Origin of the sequence: Pseudoclavibacter sp. CFCC 13796, from assembly GCF_008831185.1 — a bacterium.
Lineage (GTDB): Bacteria > Actinomycetota > Actinomycetes > Actinomycetales > Microbacteriaceae > Pseudoclavibacter_A.
This window is the reverse complement of sequence record NZ_WBKD01000001.1, coordinates 568,938-585,280: the sequence shown is the minus strand read 5'-3', so window position 1 is coordinate 585,280 and position 16,343 is coordinate 568,938. Positions and strand designations below refer to the sequence as shown.

The 16,343-nt window shown below is 66.0% G+C and carries 15 protein-coding genes; 3 read left to right on the top strand and 12 right to left on the bottom strand.

The features are described 5' to 3' along the window. Positions 1-201: 201 nt before the first annotated feature. The 5 genes from F8O07_RS02620 to F8O07_RS02600 all read right to left on the bottom strand — a co-directional run bounded on the left by F8O07_RS02620 (position 202) and on the right by F8O07_RS02600 (position 5,407). Entirely contained in the window at positions 202-1,191 is a 990-nt protein-coding gene (locus F8O07_RS02620) for a metal ABC transporter substrate-binding protein (RefSeq protein WP_158054289.1), read from the bottom strand. 272 nt (positions 1,192-1,463) lie between these two features. Continuing rightward, positions 1,464-2,717, bottom strand: a complete 1,254-nt coding sequence (locus tag F8O07_RS02615) for a hypothetical protein (protein WP_158030609.1) — start codon at positions 2,715-2,717, stop codon at positions 1,464-1,466. After that, positions 2,698-3,480, bottom strand: a complete 783-nt coding sequence (locus F8O07_RS02610; protein ID WP_158030608.1) for a TIGR03943 family putative permease subunit — start codon at positions 3,478-3,480, stop codon at positions 2,698-2,700. Before F8O07_RS02610 ends, F8O07_RS02615 begins: the two co-directional genes overlap by 20 nt. Beyond that, on the bottom strand, positions 3,467-4,492 hold the full coding sequence (locus F8O07_RS02605; protein WP_158031747.1) for a permease: 1,026 nt from the start codon (positions 4,490-4,492) through the stop codon (positions 3,467-3,469). The genes F8O07_RS02610 and F8O07_RS02605 overlap by 14 nt, the downstream gene beginning before the upstream one ends. 273 nt (positions 4,493-4,765) lie before the next feature. Then, positions 4,766-5,407: an ECF transporter S component gene (locus F8O07_RS02600; protein ID WP_192496603.1), complete on the bottom strand. Its 642-nt coding sequence runs from the start codon at positions 5,405-5,407 to the stop codon at positions 4,766-4,768. Between the two features lie 171 nt (positions 5,408-5,578). Here F8O07_RS02600 and ykgO point away from each other — a divergent pair, with 171 nt between their 5' ends. Continuing rightward, a complete protein-coding gene (gene ykgO / locus F8O07_RS02595; protein WP_028245785.1) occupies positions 5,579-5,701 on the top strand; it encodes a type B 50S ribosomal protein L36 in 123 nt (40 codons plus the stop codon). 126 nt (positions 5,702-5,827) lie between these two features. Here the strand turns inward: ykgO and F8O07_RS02590 are convergent, their stop codons facing one another. The 4 genes from F8O07_RS02590 to F8O07_RS02575 form a co-directional block, all read right to left on the bottom strand. Beyond that, the gene (locus F8O07_RS02590; protein WP_158030606.1) at positions 5,828-7,318 is read right to left on the bottom strand and encodes a dihydrolipoamide acetyltransferase family protein; all 1,491 of its coding nucleotides are present in this window, start codon (positions 7,316-7,318) and stop codon (positions 5,828-5,830) included. A 61-nt stretch (positions 7,319-7,379) separates the two neighbouring features. Next, positions 7,380-8,384 carry an alpha-ketoacid dehydrogenase subunit beta gene (locus F8O07_RS02585; RefSeq protein ID WP_158030605.1) on the bottom strand — a complete coding sequence of 335 codons (1,005 nt, stop codon included), beginning with the start codon at positions 8,382-8,384 and terminating at the stop codon, positions 7,380-7,382. Next, positions 8,381-9,574, bottom strand: a complete 1,194-nt coding sequence (locus F8O07_RS02580; protein WP_158030604.1) for a thiamine pyrophosphate-dependent enzyme — start codon at positions 9,572-9,574, stop codon at positions 8,381-8,383. Before F8O07_RS02580 ends, F8O07_RS02585 begins: the two co-directional genes overlap by 4 nt. Positions 9,575-9,603: 29 nt before the next feature. Next, complete coding sequence (locus F8O07_RS02575; protein ID WP_158030603.1) at positions 9,604-10,704, bottom strand: histidinol-phosphate transaminase; 1,101 nt, start codon at positions 10,702-10,704, stop codon at positions 9,604-9,606. Positions 10,705-10,876: 172 nt separating this feature from the next. On the opposite strand from F8O07_RS02575, the gene F8O07_RS02570 reads away from it, so the two are divergent. Beyond that, positions 10,877-12,091 (top strand): MFS transporter, encoded by a 1,215-nt coding sequence (locus F8O07_RS02570; RefSeq protein ID WP_158030602.1) that lies wholly within the window; start codon positions 10,877-10,879, stop codon positions 12,089-12,091. Between the two features lie 36 nt (positions 12,092-12,127). Here F8O07_RS02570 and F8O07_RS02565 read toward each other — a convergent pair whose 3' ends face one another. The 3 genes from F8O07_RS02565 to F8O07_RS02555 form a co-directional block, all read right to left on the bottom strand. Next, a complete protein-coding gene (locus F8O07_RS02565; protein WP_158030601.1) occupies positions 12,128-12,586 on the bottom strand; it encodes an Lrp/AsnC family transcriptional regulator in 459 nt (152 codons plus the stop codon). Between the two features lie 26 nt (positions 12,587-12,612). Beyond that, positions 12,613-13,785, bottom strand: a complete 1,173-nt coding sequence (locus F8O07_RS02560) for a pyridoxal phosphate-dependent aminotransferase (RefSeq protein WP_158030600.1) — start codon at positions 13,783-13,785, stop codon at positions 12,613-12,615. 102 nt (positions 13,786-13,887) lie between these two features. After that, a complete protein-coding gene (locus F8O07_RS02555; RefSeq protein WP_158030599.1) occupies positions 13,888-15,279 on the bottom strand; it encodes an NAD-dependent succinate-semialdehyde dehydrogenase in 1,392 nt (463 codons plus the stop codon). A gap of 279 nt (positions 15,280-15,558) precedes the next feature. On the opposite strand from F8O07_RS02555, the gene F8O07_RS02550 reads away from it, so the two are divergent. Next, positions 15,559-16,332 carry a nuclear transport factor 2 family protein gene (locus F8O07_RS02550; RefSeq protein WP_158030598.1) on the top strand — a complete coding sequence of 258 codons (774 nt, stop codon included), beginning with the start codon at positions 15,559-15,561 and terminating at the stop codon, positions 16,330-16,332. The last annotated feature ends 11 nt before the right edge of the window (positions 16,333-16,343 follow it).

Sequence of the window (16,343 nt, the reverse complement as noted above, 5' to 3'; positions counted from 1 at the left end):
TCTGCTGAGGTGTCGGCACGCCGCGTCGCCGTGACGTCGAAAAGGTCGCCGGAAAGCGCAAACCGCCCGGCCGCGCGCACTGATGCGCGTGATCGAGCGGATGCGGTCATCAGTCGCGAGCGCATGCGCGTCGCGACGATGGCGGCGTGACGGGCATGAAGGCCATGCCTGTCAGACGCGGGGCAGAGCCCCCGATGACGTTCAGAGTCCCTCGGGAGCCTTGGGGTCGAGCCCCCACGACTGCCCGATGAGCGTGACGTTGTGCACGGTGGCCTTCAGGTAGGTCTCGCCCTCTGAGCCGGCCTCGCCGAGCGAGTCGCCGTAGAGCGCGTCGTCCCCCGAGTAGAGCTTCACACCCGACTCGTCGGCGATGCGCTGCACGATCTTCGGATCGACCGAGGCCTCGGCGAAGACGGCCTTGACCCCGGTGCCCTTGATCTTGGTCACCAGAGACTGCAGCTCGGCTTCGCTGGGCTCGGCGTGGTCGTCGAGGCTGTTGAGCACCGAGTCGTCCTGCGTGATGTCGAAGGCCTTCACGAAGTAGGCGAATGCATCGTGCGTCGACACGAACTTACGAGCATCAGGCTGCACCGGGGCGAAGGTGTCTTTGATCCATTTGTCGACGTCGTCCAGCTTGGCCTCGTACGCCGAGGCGTTGCTCTTATAGTCGTCGGCATGGTCTGGGTCGGCTTTGGCCAGCCCGTCTGCGATGTTCTGCACCTGGATCTTGGCGTTCGCCGGGTCTGTCCAGATGTGTGGGTCATTGACCAGCTCGGTGTGGCTGTGCCCCTCTTCAGACTCCTCTTTCTCGTCCTCAGTCGCAGGAATCGGCGTGACGCCTGTGCTGGTGTCGATGATCTTGTCAGCCGGCGCGGCGTCGCTGACGACCTGGTCGAGACCGAATCCGTTCACGATGACCGCTCCCGAGTCGGCGAGCGCAGCCGAGTTGGCGGCAGTGAGCTCGAGATCATGCGGGCTCTGGTTCGGAGCGACGATCTGCGTCACTTCGGCACCGGTGTCACCGACGACCTGCTTGGTGAAATCGCCGAGCTGCGTGGTCGAGACCGTGATCTTCAGATCGCTCTTGGCCGGTGCTGCCGACGGACTGCTGCTCTGGCTGCTGCAGCCGGCGAACAGCAGAGCGCTCGCGGCGACGACACCGATGACTGATGCGGTGCGGGTGTACTTCATCGAGACTTCTCTCCAAAATGCTGGTGTGAAATGTGCGGTGCCGTCCATGACGATGCGAATGCTCTGCAGACCAGCTTCTGCCGCCAGAGCGCAGCACCGTCAGAGTCGAGACCGAGTCTGACGACAGATGTGCCGCCCCGACGCAGGCCGCCGAGCAGAGCATCCTCGATGTCTGCGGCAGGCCGGCGCCGGAGCGACGACAACCACGCGCCCACTCTAAGCGCTAATGGGAATCGATGTCAATTAGCGGCGACGCGCGTCGCCGCCTGGGCTCAGTACAGCCCGGCAAGCACCTGCTGATACCCCTGGCACCAGCTCGGACGAAGCCCGGGCAGAGTGCCGATCGACACCGGCTGATCGGCGGCGAAGACCTCGGTCTTCGCACCGATCACGTTCGGCATCATCACATAGCCGTCGTCCGAGGCATCGGCAGGTGCCGTCGTGACCGCGATGAACCTTCCCGATGGCGATGCGCACACACCAGAGACCGACCCACGCCCCGGCGATGTGGCGATACGACGGGCACCGTCACCGGTGAGCGCATAGACGGTCTCTGTGGTCTGGTCTCCAGAGCTGCTCTCATACACCGCGACCGCGCCGAACGGCGCAGGCGCGAGCCGCACGAGCCGTGATCCGCTGTCGACACCCTTCGGCTGCGAGGTGTCCAGGCGCTGGCGCCCGCCGTTGACCGGGTCGACCAGAGCGAACGTCCCGTTCTGATCAGACATCAGCAGCCGCTGCTGCGCGGCCGACCCGAGCACCTCGGTGTAGCTGCCCAGCGGCAGCGGGGCCTGTTCTGCGTCGTCGTACTGCTGATCGGTGCGCACCTCGAAGAGCGCGACCCGCAGCATGGTGTTGTCCCACTGCCGAACGACCGCGAACCGCCCGTCATCGGTCAGCACGACCTGGTTGCCCTGCACCAGCTCGCCGTCCGGCGTATGCACAGGGGCACCCGTCACCGCACCGTCCGCACCCGCCAGATTCCAGGCGACGACCTGCCCGCCGGGCTGCCCGTAGTCGAGAGGGTTGATCGTCGCCGAGACCGTGTCGCCCGAAAGCGCAAGACCGATGACCGTCGCATCCAGCGGAAGCACGAGCTCGCGGGCATCCTTGGAGGTCGCATCGGAGGCCTGACGATCGAGCAGCTCCAGCTTCGTGGCAGCCGTCCTGCGATCGGCCACGGCGACCACGATCCAGCGGTCGTCCACCACAAACGTCTGAATGCGCGGCGCAGTGAACACGGTCTGCATGCCCGTGTCGCTGATGCCGGAGCGCACGATCCGGTCGTCGCCGCGCAGCGCGCTGTCGTCCTGGTACCCGCCGCCGCGCCGCAGCGAGAGCACCGGCGCCTCATCGACGACAGCCGCCGCGTTGGCATCGGTCAGCACGGTGTTCTCGCGCTGCCCGTACCACTGTGCGCCGACGAACACCGCGACGAGCAGCACAATCGTGCAGATGACCCCGACTCGCCAGGGCCAACGTGCACGAGGCGTCACGCCAGAGCGGTCAGTTGAGATACGGATCACCGGGCTCCTCGATGCTGTGCAGATCGGTCGGCGCGAAGACGACGGCATACGGGCTCGACTGGCTCGCGTTCACCGCGAAGCCGCCGCTGCCCTCAACCCACGACTGCGGCGGATACGTCGCCTGCCAGCCGGGATGGTAGACAGGAATCGACACCGGCTGAGCGTCGAGCGTGCAGCAGGTGACCATGAACCGCGTCACGAGCATGACGTTGTCGGGATCCTGTCGATCCGGCGTCACGAAACCAGAGAACGTCGCATTGTGTCCGTCGTAGAACGACAGATCGCCACGCAGCTGCATCGTCGACGCCCAGTCCGACATCGTGAACGACTCAGGGCCAGCGCCGACCGTCGCGATGTCGCCGGTCATCGTCTGGGCGAGCGTGGTGCCGCCGACGGCGGCGTCTCGCGTCACAGCCTGCGAGGCGCTGAGCGTCGTGGGCTGCGCGACGGCGAGCATCGCCACGATGACGACGGTGCCGACGCCGCTCACCACAGGCCAGCGTCGGATGCTTCGTGTGGGATGCCGCCCGTCGTCGCCGTGACTGTGGTCGTCGTCGCCGTGGTCGTGATCGCGGTCTGGCAGCACGACCGCGACCACGCCCAGCAGCAGAGCGACCGCAGCCATGGCCACGGCGAACCAGACGTACCGCGGGTTCACATAGAGATCGAGATGATGCTGCGCTGCCAGCCACAGGATGAAGGCTGAGAGCGCGACGGCGATGACGACGCCGTGCCAACGTCGAAAGTGCTCAGGCCAGTGCATTCATCCCCGATCCGAGTACCAGGACGAACAGTGCCACGATCACCGTCAGCCAGATCAGCGTTCGGGTCGAGAAGGTGGTGCGCAGCAGCGCCAGCATCTTGATGTCGATGATCGCGCCGAACACGAGAAACCCGACCAGAGCACCCGGCAGGAACGTCGAGCCCAGTGCGAGGATGAAGAAGGCGTCGACGTTCGAGCAGATCGAGACGATGAACGCCAGCAGCATCAGGGCGACGACGCCCCAGACCGGGTCGGCTCCGAGATCGACCAGCACATGACGCGGCACGAACACCTGAATGGCCCCGGCGATGAACGCGCCACCGACCAAGGCGACCAGCATGGCCTGCGTCTCAGTGCGGAAGACCCCACCGCTGGAACGCAGCCGCCCGACGAAGCCGCCCCCCGCATGCTCATGCGCGTCAAGTCGACAGGCCTCGCCGAAGGCAGGGGTCAGCAGACGGCGCTGCTCGGGATAGAGACTGAACAGCCAGCCGACCAGATTGGCCAGCACCAGGGCACCAGCGACACGACCGACGAGCACGCCATTCTGCCAGCCGAACGCCTGATAGGTCGTGATGATCGTCACCGGGTTCACAATCGGGGCAGCCACCAGAAACGTCAACGCGTCGCCAATGTTCATGCCGCGACTCAGAAACCCTCGGGTCACCGGAACATTGCCGCATTCGCACACCGGCAGCAGGATGCCGAACAGCGAGATGATGATTCGGCGAGTGAAGCCGTTGCGCGGCAGATGATCGAGCAGCAGGCCCTGCGGCAGCCAGAAGCGCAGCGCGATGGCGATGATGATGCCGAGCACCACGAAGGGCGTCGACTCCACGAGCACGCTGAGCGACAGAGTGACCCAGTCGCTCAGCGCATCGCCCAACGTCACATCCTGCAGCGGACTCGCGATGCGGATGACGATGAAGACCGCCAACGCGAGCAGCCCGAGCAGCGGCCAGAGCATCCGACGCCGACCGGCGCGAGCACTCTCGCGACTCGAGATCGTCATGTGCTCGTCGCGGGCGGGCCCGGCAGCCGGTTCTGCGGCGACTCGCTGCGCCGCGACCGCACGGTGTGCCTCTGTGTGTTCGGCGGCCGGCCGCAGATCAACCTCGATCGGAGGCTCTCGAAGAGCGCTGCGGTCGCGGCGAGGGGCGGGCCGAGGCCTGCTCTCATTATCGGATGCGGCTGACACGGCGCTCATTATTCCACGGGATCCTGTGCACAGCCCAGCGGCATCAACGTCGGTTTGTGCTCAGGCTCGGGCATCCTACCCCTGACGTCAGGGCTGACGCGTGCGCACCGTCCGCCCCGTCGACGCCAGCCCGGCGCGACGCAGCGCTGCTGCGAGCCAGACGCCGATCTCGGCCCAGAGCAGCTGCCCGACCAGCAGCGAGAGACCGGTGCCGATCTGCACCCAGAGCGGGGTGCGTGCCAGATGCCATACGAACCAGTGAATGCTGAAGAGGAAGGCCGCATTGATCAGCGCCGCGACCACACAGCTCAGCAGGCCGAAGCGTCGGTACCGTCCGATGAGCAGAGCCAGCTCGACCGCGATCGCGACCACGAGCGCCGCGACCATGTTGCGCGGGTTGAAGCCACCGAACGGCGTCACCACCACTGCGGCGACGAAGCCGGCCACCAGCGCCGCTCCCGGGCGCCGAATGAGGCTGGCGGCCAACACGCCCACGAACAGGGCCGTGCCGGTCATCGGGGCGGCGAGCATGGGAGAGACGGCATAGAGGGCAACCGCCGCGACCTTCGTCGCCGCAGTGATGGCGGCTCCGAACGCCCCGATCACTGCGGCGACGAGCAGCTCACGCGTCGACCAGTGCCAGAGGCCGCGCACAGAGCCTGCTTCGGCACCTGCGACACCGTCGACGTGCTGAGACTGAGGAGAACGAGAAGGGCTATTGCGAGTCATACTCACTAGCATAAGGGTGAAGTCAAATTGAGACGCCCGTCCGCCCTCCCGACGCACCATGCACCGAGTCGGTTAATGGGCTATGCTTGAGCGTCGGGTTGCATACCCACACAGCTTTGACGTATTTGCCGCCTCGGTAAATGTCGTACAACCGAGAAGAGAGGAGTGACCATGAAGGTTCGTGCATCGCTCAAGTCACTGAAGAACAAGCCGGGCTCGAAGATCGTTCGTCGCCGCGGCCACACCTACGTGATCAACAAGAAGAACCCGCGCTGGAACGGCCGTCAGGGCTGATCCACACGAGACTTCGTCATCGGCTTCACCGGTGACAGAATGAACCCCCGATCCATTGGATCGGGGGTTCATTCATTTCTGCGAACCACGCGATCGCGGCGAGCGATTCGCGATGGCGCGCACCACTCAGACGTCGAGCAGCAGCGCCGGCTCTTCGAGCACTGAGGCGACGTCGGCGGTGAATCGGCTGGCGACATCCCCGTCGACGCAGCGATGGTCGAACGAGGCCGACACCGTGGTGACGAAGCGCGGCCGCACCTCTCCGTCGACGACCCACGGCTTCTGCCTGATCGCGCCCATCGCCGTGATCGCGACCTCTCCCGGGTTCAGAATCGGGGTGCCTGCATCGACGCCGAAGACGCCGATGTTGGTGATGGTGATGGTACCGTGCTGCATCGCCTCCGGCGGTGTGCGTCCGGCACGTGCGGTCGCGGTCAGATCGCCGAGCGCCTGGGCCAGCTCGCGCAGGCTCAGCGACTGAGCCTCTTTGATATTCGGCACCAGCAGCCCGCGGGGGGTCGCCGCTGCGATGCCCAGGTTCACATAGTGGTGAATCGTGATGCGTTCGTCGTCGAAGCTCGAGTTCACCTCGGGGTTGCGCTGAGCAGCCCAGATCACGGCCTTGGCCATGATCAGCAGCGGCGAGACCTTGACGCCGGCGAACGCCGACGAGTTCTTCAGCCGACGAACGTACTCCATGGTGCGAGTCGCATCGACGTCGACGAACACGGTCACGTGCGGCGCGGTGAACGCCGACGACACCATCGCCTTGGCGATCGATCGGCGCACCCCGTGCACTTTGACCACTTCGTCACGGCCGCTGGTCGGCACCACCTGCTCGCGACCCTCAGGCCACTCCGGAGTCTCAATGTTACGGAACACGCTCATCTGCTTCGCGTTCGCGACGACATCCTGTCTGGTGACCTCTCCGCCGTGCCCGGTCCCGGTGACCTCTGAGAGCGTCACACCTAGGTCTTTGGCGAGCTTGCGGATCGGTGGACGAGCGATCGCGGGCAGGCTCGGGCTGCCCGTTCGCGGGTGCTGTGCGTGCGCCCCGGCAGTCGACGCGCGGGAGGCGGCGACTCCGTTGTTTGGCGAACCCCCGGTATGCGCATCCGTCTGCGTGTGCTGCGAGGTGCTGTGGGCCGCATGACGACGCGTGCGTCGCGACTTCGGCCGTTTGCTCGCGCCGTAGCCGACCAGATTGGCTCCGCCCTCGTCGGCGTCGGCAGGTCGACTGGCCTTCGGTGCAGCCGCAGCCGCAGCCGCAGACTGTTGCTCGGCGCGGGGCGATGAGGATGTGTCGGCGGTGGCAGGCATCGGCTCGGCTGGCTGCGGCTCGGCTGACCGCGGCGCCGATGTCGACGGCGCCGACCCCGCCGTGACGCCGACGGTGACCAGGGGCTCGCCGACCTCGACGATGTCGCCGACGTCGGCGTGCAGCTGCTCGATTGTGCCGGCGAACGGTACCGGCAGCTCGACGACCGACTTCGCCGTCTCGATCTCGACCACCGCCTGGTTCACGGTGACAGAGTCACCGGGTTTAACCAGCCAGTTGACGATCTCGGCCTCGGTGAGGCCCTCTCCCACGTCGGGGAGCGCAAAGGTCTCGCTCATGCGTCGTTCCTCACTTCTTGTCTGCTGCCGCCCGCCGATGTGGTCTCACACTGCACGTCGATCAGTACTCCAGCACACGATCGACGGCGTCGAGCACACGATCGGCGTCGGGAACCTGAAAATGTTCGAGCTTCGCGGGCGGGAACGGCACGTCGAAACCGGTGACGCGGGCGACAGGCGCCTCGAGCGAGTAGAACGCCCGTTCCCCAAGCTGGGCGGCGATCTCGCTCGCGACCGACACTGACCCCTGGGCCTCGGCCACGACGACGGCGCGCCCGGTGCGCTCGATAGACTCCACCAGAGGCCCGTAGTCGATCGGAGAGATCGAGCGCACATCGACCACTTCGAGGCTGACGCCCTCTTTCGCGGCGATCTCTGCGGCATCGAGCAGCACGGGCAGCATCGCACCGTACCCGATCACCGTCACCTGATCGCCCGGACGCACGATGCGCGAGCCATGCAGTTCGCCGGGAGCGGCATCCAGCGAGACCGGCCCCTTCTGCCAGTAGCGACGCTTCGGCTCGAAGAAGAGCACCGGGTCGTCGCTCGCGATCGCCTGCTGAATCATCCAGTAGGCGTCGTTCGCATTGGACGGAGCGACCACGCGCAGACCGGGAGTGTGCGCGAAATAGGCCTCAGGGCTCTCTTGGTGGTGCTCGATAGCACCGACCCCGCCGCCGTACGGCACGCGGATCACCACGGGCATCGACAGCGTGCCTTCGTGACGGTTCGTCTGTTTGGCCAGTTGACTGGTGATCTGATCGAACGCCGGAAAGATGAAGCCGTCGAACTGGATCTCGACCACAGGACGATAGCCACGCATGGCAAGACCGATCGCCGTGCCCACGATGCCCGCCTCAGAGAGCGGCGAGTCGTAGACGCGACGCACGCCGAACTCCTGCTGCAGCCCGCTGGTGACGGTGAACACGCCGCCGAGTGCGGCGACATCCTCGCCATAGAGCAGCACGCGGTCGTCATTCGCGAGCGCCTCACGCAGCCCGGCGTTGATCGCCTTGGCCATCGGCAGCTCACGCACGCGCTTCTGCGTCTCGGTCTGGGCGCTCATGCCTGCTCCTCCTCGTCTGCGAAGCCCGCCTCGTAGTCGGCCAGCCAGGCAGCCTGCGCCTGCATCACCGGGTGCGGTTCGCTGTAGACATGGGCGAACATGCTCGCAGGTTCGGGCTCGGGCAGGTGCAGCACGGCCTCGCGCACGCGTGCGGCCTCATCGCCCGCCTGCTGCTCGACCTCGTCGAAGAACGACTGCGGCACATCGCGATCGGTGCGCAGCCAGGTCTCGTAGCGAGTGATGGGGTCGCGGTCGGCCCAGCACGCCTCGAGCTCACGGGTGCGATACTTCGTGGGGTCGTCGGATGTCGTGTGCGGCCCGCGACGGAAGGTCACCGCCTCGATGAACCCGGGCCCCTCGCCCGAGCGGGCGTCGTCGAGCAGGCTGCGAGCGACGGCATAGCTCGCGAGCACGTCGTTGCCGTCGATGCGCACAGCGTTGAGTCCGAAGCCCGCCGCACGGTCGGCGAGGGGACGTGCGGCCTGGATGCCCACCGGCACCGAGATGGCCCACTGGTTGTTCTGGCAGAGAAAGACCTCGGGCACGTGCAGGCTCTCGGCGAAGATCATGGCTTCTGAGACGTCGCCCTCGCTGGTCGCGCCGTCGCCGAAGCAGGTGAGCACCGCCGTGTCGCGGTCGATGTCGCCGGTGCCGACCAGCCCGTCGAGCGCCACACCCTGCGCATAGCCCGTGCCGTGCAGAGACTGCGTGCCGATCACGAGCGTGTAGAGATGAAAATGCGTGCGCTGCCAGTCCCAACCACCGTGGGTGTTGCCGCGCAGCATGTCGAGCATGTCGACGAAGTCGACGCCGCGGATCATGCCGATCACGTGTTCGCGGTATGACGGCATCACCCAGTCTTGGGGACGAGTCGCGCGACCGGCGCCGACCTGCGCGGCCTCCTGCCCCACTGACGGCACCCACAGCGCGAGCTGCCCCTGACGCTGCAGCGCGGTTCCCTCGGCATCGAGGCGACGCATGATCGCCATGTCTCGGTAGAACTGCTGCAGCTCGTCGAGCGACAGACCCTCGACAAGGGCTTGGTAGGGCTCATTGCGGTCGTTCCGCTGTCGTGCCCCTGAGGGGTCGAGCAGCTGAACTCCGGTCGCTGAGTCGAATGGCGCATCTGACGTCGCGGTGTGCTCGGCCTCAGCCGGGCGAAGCGTCGAAGCGGACGAAGTCGAAGTCATGCTCCCCAATCTAGGCGCGCACTTCTGTGTTAATTCTCCAGACCACGCACAATTTCAGCGGTGGCGCTTAGGAGGGGTTCTATAGACTGGCGTTCTCCGACCGTCACACGAATGCCCTCGGGAAAGACTCGCGCGATGATGCCGTGCCCTTCGAGAATCTCGGCTGCGGACTCTGTCTGGTCACCGGTCGGCAGCCACACGAAGTTTCCCTGCGACTCGTGCACCTGCCAGCCCTGGTCGACGAGACCGGCCTCGATCTGGTTGCGCCGGCTGACCAGAATCTCGAGTCTTTCGTCCAGCTCTTCACGCGCGTCGAGCGCGGCCTTCGCAGCCTCGATCGTGGCGGTCGTGAGTTCGAACGGGAGCCCCGACGCACGCACTGCGGCGATCACGATGGGATCGCCGACGGCATAGCCGACGCGCAGTCCGGCCAGCCCGTACGCCTTGGACAGGGTTCGCAGCGTGACCACGTTGCGGTGGTCGGCGATGATCGCGAGCCCGTTGACGGCATCCTCATCACGGACGAACTCGGTATAGGCCTCGTCGATCACGATCAGCACGTCGCGTGGGGCGGACGCCACGAAGCGCTCGACTTCGTCATGAGTCAGCGTGGTGCCGGTCGGGTTGTTCGGGCTGCACAGCAGCACCGCACGAGTGCGATCGGTGATCGCATCGAGCATCGCATCGAGATCGTGCCGACCGTCGTCAGTGAGCGGCACCTGCACCGAGGTGGCACCGTTGAGGGTCACCACCGAGGGGTAACCCTCGAACGAACGCCAGGCGTAGACGATCTCGTCGCCGGGCACGGCCACCGCGGTGATCAGCTGGCGCAGCACCGAGATCGATCCCGGGCCCACCGCGATCTGATCGTCGTTCACGTGATTCAGCGCCGCCAGACGGCGCACCAGGTCGGCGGCCGAAGAGTCGGGGTAGCGGTTGATGCTCTCGGCAGCTCCTTCGATGGCCGCCACGACTGAGGGCAGCGGGGCAAAGGGCACTTCGTTCGAGCTGAGTTTGAACCCGCCGGTCGGAGCGGGGCGTCCCTGTCGATAGGCAGCTGCACTGGCGATCTCGGGTCGAATCTTCACTGGAGCCGTCTCGACGGACGGCTGTTGTCGCGGGTCATCCATTCTTTCAGTGTATGCCGTCTGCGCACGATTCGCCCGCCCCACACGCACCGAAGCCCTCTGTTCTGTGCGACAATCAACAGCGTCATGCCGATCCGAGCCGCGGCTCCTCGACCTGATCTTCCCTTTCAACTGAGTGATCTGTGGTTCACGCTGTCGTGTCTGCGAGGTTTAGATGGCTTCTCTCAGCGAGGTCGTGCGCGTCGACGGCCTGGTGCGCCTGATGGGCTCGCAGCTGATCGCCCGCATGCCGCAGGGCATGCTGAGCATCGCGCTGCTCATGCACGTCGAGCACGTCCTCGGGCGGTATACAGACGCCGGACTCACCGTCGCCGCCTTCTCGATCGGCGCAGCGGTGTCAGGCCCCTTGATGGGGCGCTGGATGATCGTGTTGGGCGCCAGGCGTCTGCTCGGGGCCACGCTGCTGCTCAACGCGGCGGCCATGACGGCCATCGCCTTCGGCCCGCATCGACTGTGGGCGTTCATGCTGTTGGCGATCGTGCTCGGTTTCTGCACGCCGCCGATTCTGCCGATCACGCGCAGCCTCTATCCGGTACTGGTGCCGCCTCGGCTCAGTGCGCAGGTCTATTCGCTCGACTCCATCACGCAGGAGCTGATCTGGGTGGTGGGCCCGGTGCTGGTCACGGCGGTGGCACCGCTGGCCGGCACCAGCATCGCACTGGCACTGGTCGCCGCGCTTGGCTTCGTCGGCGGTGTGCTGCTGCTGACGGCTCCGGCGATTCGACTCGCGACCTTTCCCGTCAGCGGCAAGAGACTCGGCGGTGTGCTGCTCAAATGGCCGGTGCTGATCGCCATCGTCTCGTGTGCGCTGCAGAACGCCAGCTACGGCGCCGTCGAGGCTGCGGCGGTCGCCATGTTCGACGGGCAGCAGTTCACGGTGGGCATCATCATCGCGGTGTTCGCGATCGGCTCGATCGTCGGCGGCATCGTGATGGCGCGGGTGGCCATGCGACCTTGGTCGATGGCCACACGGCAGAGCGCCCTGGCGATCGGAACGCTGGCGGCTGCACTGTCGCCGAACCCGTGGTGGGTCGGGGCCGCGCTCTTCGTGGCAGGGCTCGGGACCGCCCCGTCGCTTGCGGTGATGTACAACGTGGTCTCGTCGAGCCTGCGCAGCGGAGATGCCACAGAGGCCTTCGGATGGATGTCGAGCGGGCTGCTCGCCGGCATAGCCATGGGCAGTGCCGGTTCAGGCGTGTTGGTCGACCACGTCGGGGCGCAGTCTGCGATGCTCTTCGGTGCGGGGCTCGCCGTCCTGGCGGTGCTGCTGCCGGCGTTCGGAACGTCCAAGCTGCCTGATCTCACGGTGCGCTCAGGGCCGCTGCTCGACACCAGCGCTGTGCCGGTGATTCATATCGGCGAGCGCTGATCGCGCTCGGACCTCACTGGCACGGCAGAGACGACCTCAGTCGCGCTGCGGCTCGCCGACGGGTTCGGGCTCACCCTCGAAGTACGTGCGCAGCACCACCATGGTGCGCGTGCTGACGTTCGCCACACTGCGAATCTGCTGCAGCAGCTCTTCGAGCACGCTCGGAGCCGCAACCCGAACCAACAGCAGATAGCTGGCATCCCCCGCAATCGAATAGCAGGCCTCGATGCCCGCGACGCCCCGCAGACGTTCGGGGGCGTCGTCAGGGGCGGCCGGGTCGAACGGCGTGATCTCGATGAATGCGGTCAGGGGTCGGCCCACAGCCTCGTGGTCGATGACCGCTCGATACCCACGAATCGTGCCGTCTCGCTCGAGACGCTGCACCCTCGACTGCACAGCCGAGGTGGAGAGCCCGGAGACCTCGGCGAGGCGCGCGAGGGTCGACCGCCCCTCGGTCAGCAGTGCGGTGACGATGGCTTGGTCGATGCTGTCCATGACTCCGAGTCTACGGCTCGCACCGCTCAGCCAAGCTGATTGGCGAACCGGACCAGCCGTCCCATGCCCTCGACGATCTCATCGAGATCGCCCGCGTAGGAGATGCGCACGAACCCCTGCCCGAGCGGCCCGAACGCCTCACCCGGCACGACGGCCACGTGCTCCTGCTGCAGCAGACGGCTGCTGAACTCGGCAGAGTCCAGACCGCTGTCGCGCACGTCGACGAAGACGTAGAAGGCGCCGTCGGGCGCGACTGCGCGCAGGTTCGGCGCATCCTGCAGAGCAGAGAGCACCGCGTCACGGCGCACGGCATATGCGTTGCGCATGCGTGCGATGTCGGCGTCGAGGCCGTTGAGCGCCGCGACTCCGGCGAACTGCGCAGGGGTGTTGTTCGACGAATGGATCAGCTCGGCGATCTTCGCCGTCTCTTCGACCAGAGCGCTCGGCCCCAGCAGGTAGCCGATGCGCCACCCGGTCATCGCATACGTCTTTGACAGACTGTCTACGATGACGGTCTGGTCGCGCATGCCTGGGCACGACGCGATTGACGGAGCGACCGGGGCGTCGCCGTAGACGAAGGCATGGTACACCTCGTCTGAGATCACCCACAGACCATGTCGCTGACAGACCTGGGCGATACGCTCCAGCTCGGCCGCCGAGGTCACCGCACCGGTGGGATTGCCGGGCGAGTTCACGATCACGACCTTGCTTCGTGAGGTGACCGCGCGCTCGATGTCTTCGGCGTTGAGCCTCATGCCGTTCGCAGGCCGGAGCGGCACCGTCACCGGCCGCCCCTCGCAGAGCAGCACCTGCGCATCGTACGAGGTGAAGTGCGGTGAGGGAATGATGACTTCGTCACCGGGGTTGAGCAGCGCCCGCAGAGCAAGATACAGACCGAAGGTCGCTCCAGGCACCGCCTGGGCCTCGGTCTCGGCGTCGTATTCGAGGCCTTTGGCCCGTTTGGTGTAGGCGACTGCGGCGGCACGGAACTCGGGCACGCCGAGCACGTTGGTGTAGTGGGTGTCGCCTCGGCTGATCGCCTCGCATGCGGCCTTGGCCGCGCGTTCGGGCACCGACTCCGCCGGCTCGCCGACGGCGAAGGTGATGACGTCGGGAATCAGCTCGCAGTCGTCGAAGACGTCACGAATTCCCGAGCGCGGCGTGCTCTGTGCGACGAGCGAGAGATCTCCCGGAACCATCTGCGTCCTCCTGAACCTGCGAATGAGTAGACAACCACATTCAGATTACGGAAGAATTCCGGTGTTTGCAATATCTGCCGGATATTTTCCGGCCGACTGTGTTCAGCTCAGCAGATCGGTGTCTCCAGAGCGGATCAGTTTCTTGTTGACGAACTCCTGAATGCCCAGCGCACCGAGTTCGCGTCCGTTGCCCGAGCCTTTGACTCCGCCGAACGACAGCTCAGCAGAGTCGGCGCCCACTTCGTTGATGTAGACCATGCCGGCGTCGATGCGATCTGCCACGCGCAGCGCCTGGGCGCGATCCGTCGTGAACAGGTAGGAGCCGAGGCCGTACTCCGTGTCGTTGGCGATCTGCACCGCCTCGTCTTCGTCGCTGACGCGATAGACCTGCGCCACCGGGCCGAAGAACTCCTCGCGATAGGCGTCGTTCTGAGGCGTCACCCCGGTGAGCACCGCGGGATCGAAGTAGGCGCCGCGGTGTTCGGGGCCGCCGAGCACCGCAGTGGCCCCCTGGTCGAGTGCTCGCTGCACCTGGTCGCTGAGCAGCTCGGCAGCCGACAGCGAGCTGAGCGGCCCGAGCGCGATATCCGGCGCCACTTCGGGATTCTGCGCATGCACGTCGCTGAGCGCTGCGACGAAGCGCCGCAGGAACTCGTCGTACAGGTCGTCGACGATCAGAAAGCGCTTCGCCCCGTTGCACGACTGCCCGTTGTTGTCGAGTCTGGCGGCGACGGCAGCTTCGACCGTGGCATCGAGATCGTCGGTGCTGAGCAGAATGAACGGGTCGGAGCCTCCCAGCTCCAACACGACTTTCTTCACGTGCTGCCCCGCGAGCGCAGCCACCGCCGCACCGGCACGGGCAGAGCCGGTCAGCGAGACCCCGCGCACACGTGGGTCGGCGACGACCGATTCGATCTGCTCATGGGTGGCGAGCACCGAGACGTACGCCCCGTCGATGACTCCGGCTTCAGCCATGATGTCTTCGATCTGCTGCGCCGACTCCGGGCACTGCAGAGCGGGCTTCAGCAGAATCGTATTGCCGATGATCAGGTTCGGGCCGGCGAAGCGGGCCACCTGATAGTAGGGAAAGTTCCACGGCATGATGCCGAGCAGCGGCCCCAGCGAGGCCTTGCGTACGAACGCCGTGCCGGGATTGGCCGGCTCGATCGGGTCATCCGCCAGGAACGCTTCGGCATGGTCGGCATAGTAGTCGTAGATGTCGGCCGAGAAGTCGACTTCGCCCAGCGACTGCTCGAGTGGCTTGCCCATCTCGCGGGTGGCGATCTCAGCCAGCCGATCTCGGCGTTCCCGATGCAGCGCGGCGACGCGGTGGATGGCCTGGACGCGCTCGGCGATCGAAGTCGTGCTCCAGCGTGCGTGTGCCTCGGTGGCTCGACTGATCGCCTCGGCGAGCGCGGCGTCCTGGATGGCCGGGTACTCGGCCAGCTTCTCACCCGTGGCGGGATTGGTCACAGCGTATGTCGACGTTGACATAGTGAGGTCTCCTTGTCGTTGGGGTCGGTTGGCGGCCAGCCTATCCGCCGCGTCATCGGAGTGGACGGAATGGGAGGAATCGCCGGTGATCGTATACGTACCGCCTCGGTCGAGGGAGCATCGCTTAGGCTGGCCGCATCCGGGCAGCCCGCTGACGTGCCACCCGGCCCACATCTCGGTCGCCTCATCGACGATTCGTGCAGGGCCTTTCCACACAGCAGGCGATGCCTGAGCACCAGCAGCTCGCTGTGCCGCGGATTCTTCTCAGAAAGGCCCGACATGACTGCAGCAGAGACCCTCGAGCTCGTCGTCACCGCCCACCAGCGCCTGTTCGGCGACCGAGACACCAGCGTGCTCGACACCGACGCCTTCGCTCCAGACTTCATCGAGCACTCCCCACTCGTCGCCGACGGCCGAACAGGGCTGAAGCAGCTGGTCGAAGAGGCACCGACGCTCAGGTATCGACTCGTCCGACAGTTCGTCGACGGCGACCTCGTCGCGCTGCACGGCCGATACACCGGGCTGGACGACGAACCGCTGATCGGATTCGACATCTATCGGGTGGCCGACGGGGCAATCGTCGAGCACTGGGACGGCCTCGTTCCCGAAGCGCCCCCGAATGCGAGCGGCAGAACACAGCTCGACGGGCCGGTGCACACCGACCTAAGCGTCGACACCGAGACCAGCCGCCGCCAAGTCGCTGATTTCTTCCAGACCGTGCTGGTCGAACAGCAGTATGACGAGTGGGCGACGTTCAGCAACGGCGAGGGCTTTCGCCAGCACAGCCCCGACATCGCCGACGGCACCGAGGCCGTCGTAAAGTTTCTGCACCAGCTCAAAAGCGAAGGCACTCCCCTCGTCTACGACCGCACGCACAGACGCGTCGCACAGAACGACTTCGTGCTGACCCAGTCAGAGGGCAGCATCGACGGCGTCAGACACGCCTTTCTCGAACTGTGGCGCGTGGCCGACGGCAAGATCGTCGAGCTGTGGGATGCGATCGCCGAGATTCCGGCAGACAGCGAGGCTGTGCATCCCTACGGTCTCTTCTGAGTCTCCGTCTC

Bases quoted from the DNA above. Each gene is read 5' to 3' on its own strand.
- F8O07_RS02620 (WP_158054289.1), bottom strand. From the start codon at position 1,191: ATGAAGTACACCCGCACCGCATCAGTCATCGGTGTCGTCGCCGCGAGC.
- F8O07_RS02610 (WP_158030608.1), bottom strand. From the start codon at position 3,480: ATGCACTGGCCTGAGCACTTTCGACGTTGGCACGGCGTCGTCATCGCC.
- F8O07_RS02605 (WP_158031747.1), bottom strand. From the start codon at position 4,492: ATGACGATCTCGAGTCGCGAGAGTGCTCGCGCCGGTCGGCGTCGGATG.
- F8O07_RS02600 (WP_192496603.1), bottom strand. From the start codon at position 5,407: ATGACTCGCAATAGCCCTTCTCGTTCTCCTCAGTCTCAGCACGTCGAC.
- ykgO (WP_028245785.1), top strand. From the start codon at position 5,579: ATGAAGGTTCGTGCATCGCTCAAGTCACTGAAGAACAAGCCGGGCTCG.
- F8O07_RS02590 (WP_158030606.1), bottom strand. From the start codon at position 7,318: ATGAGCGAGACCTTTGCGCTCCCCGACGTGGGAGAGGGCCTCACCGAG.
- F8O07_RS02585 (WP_158030605.1), bottom strand. From the start codon at position 8,384: ATGAGCGCCCAGACCGAGACGCAGAAGCGCGTGCGTGAGCTGCCGATG.
- F8O07_RS02580 (WP_158030604.1), bottom strand. From the start codon at position 9,574: ATGACTTCGACTTCGTCCGCTTCGACGCTTCGCCCGGCTGAGGCCGAG.
- F8O07_RS02575 (WP_158030603.1), bottom strand. From the start codon at position 10,704: ATGGATGACCCGCGACAACAGCCGTCCGTCGAGACGGCTCCAGTGAAG.
- F8O07_RS02570 (WP_158030602.1), top strand. From the start codon at position 10,877: ATGGCTTCTCTCAGCGAGGTCGTGCGCGTCGACGGCCTGGTGCGCCTG.
- F8O07_RS02565 (WP_158030601.1), bottom strand. From the start codon at position 12,586: ATGGACAGCATCGACCAAGCCATCGTCACCGCACTGCTGACCGAGGGG.
- F8O07_RS02560 (WP_158030600.1), bottom strand. From the start codon at position 13,785: ATGGTTCCGGGAGATCTCTCGCTCGTCGCACAGAGCACGCCGCGCTCG.
- F8O07_RS02555 (WP_158030599.1), bottom strand. From the start codon at position 15,279: ATGTCAACGTCGACATACGCTGTGACCAATCCCGCCACGGGTGAGAAG.
- F8O07_RS02550 (WP_158030598.1), top strand. From the start codon at position 15,559: ATGACTGCAGCAGAGACCCTCGAGCTCGTCGTCACCGCCCACCAGCGC.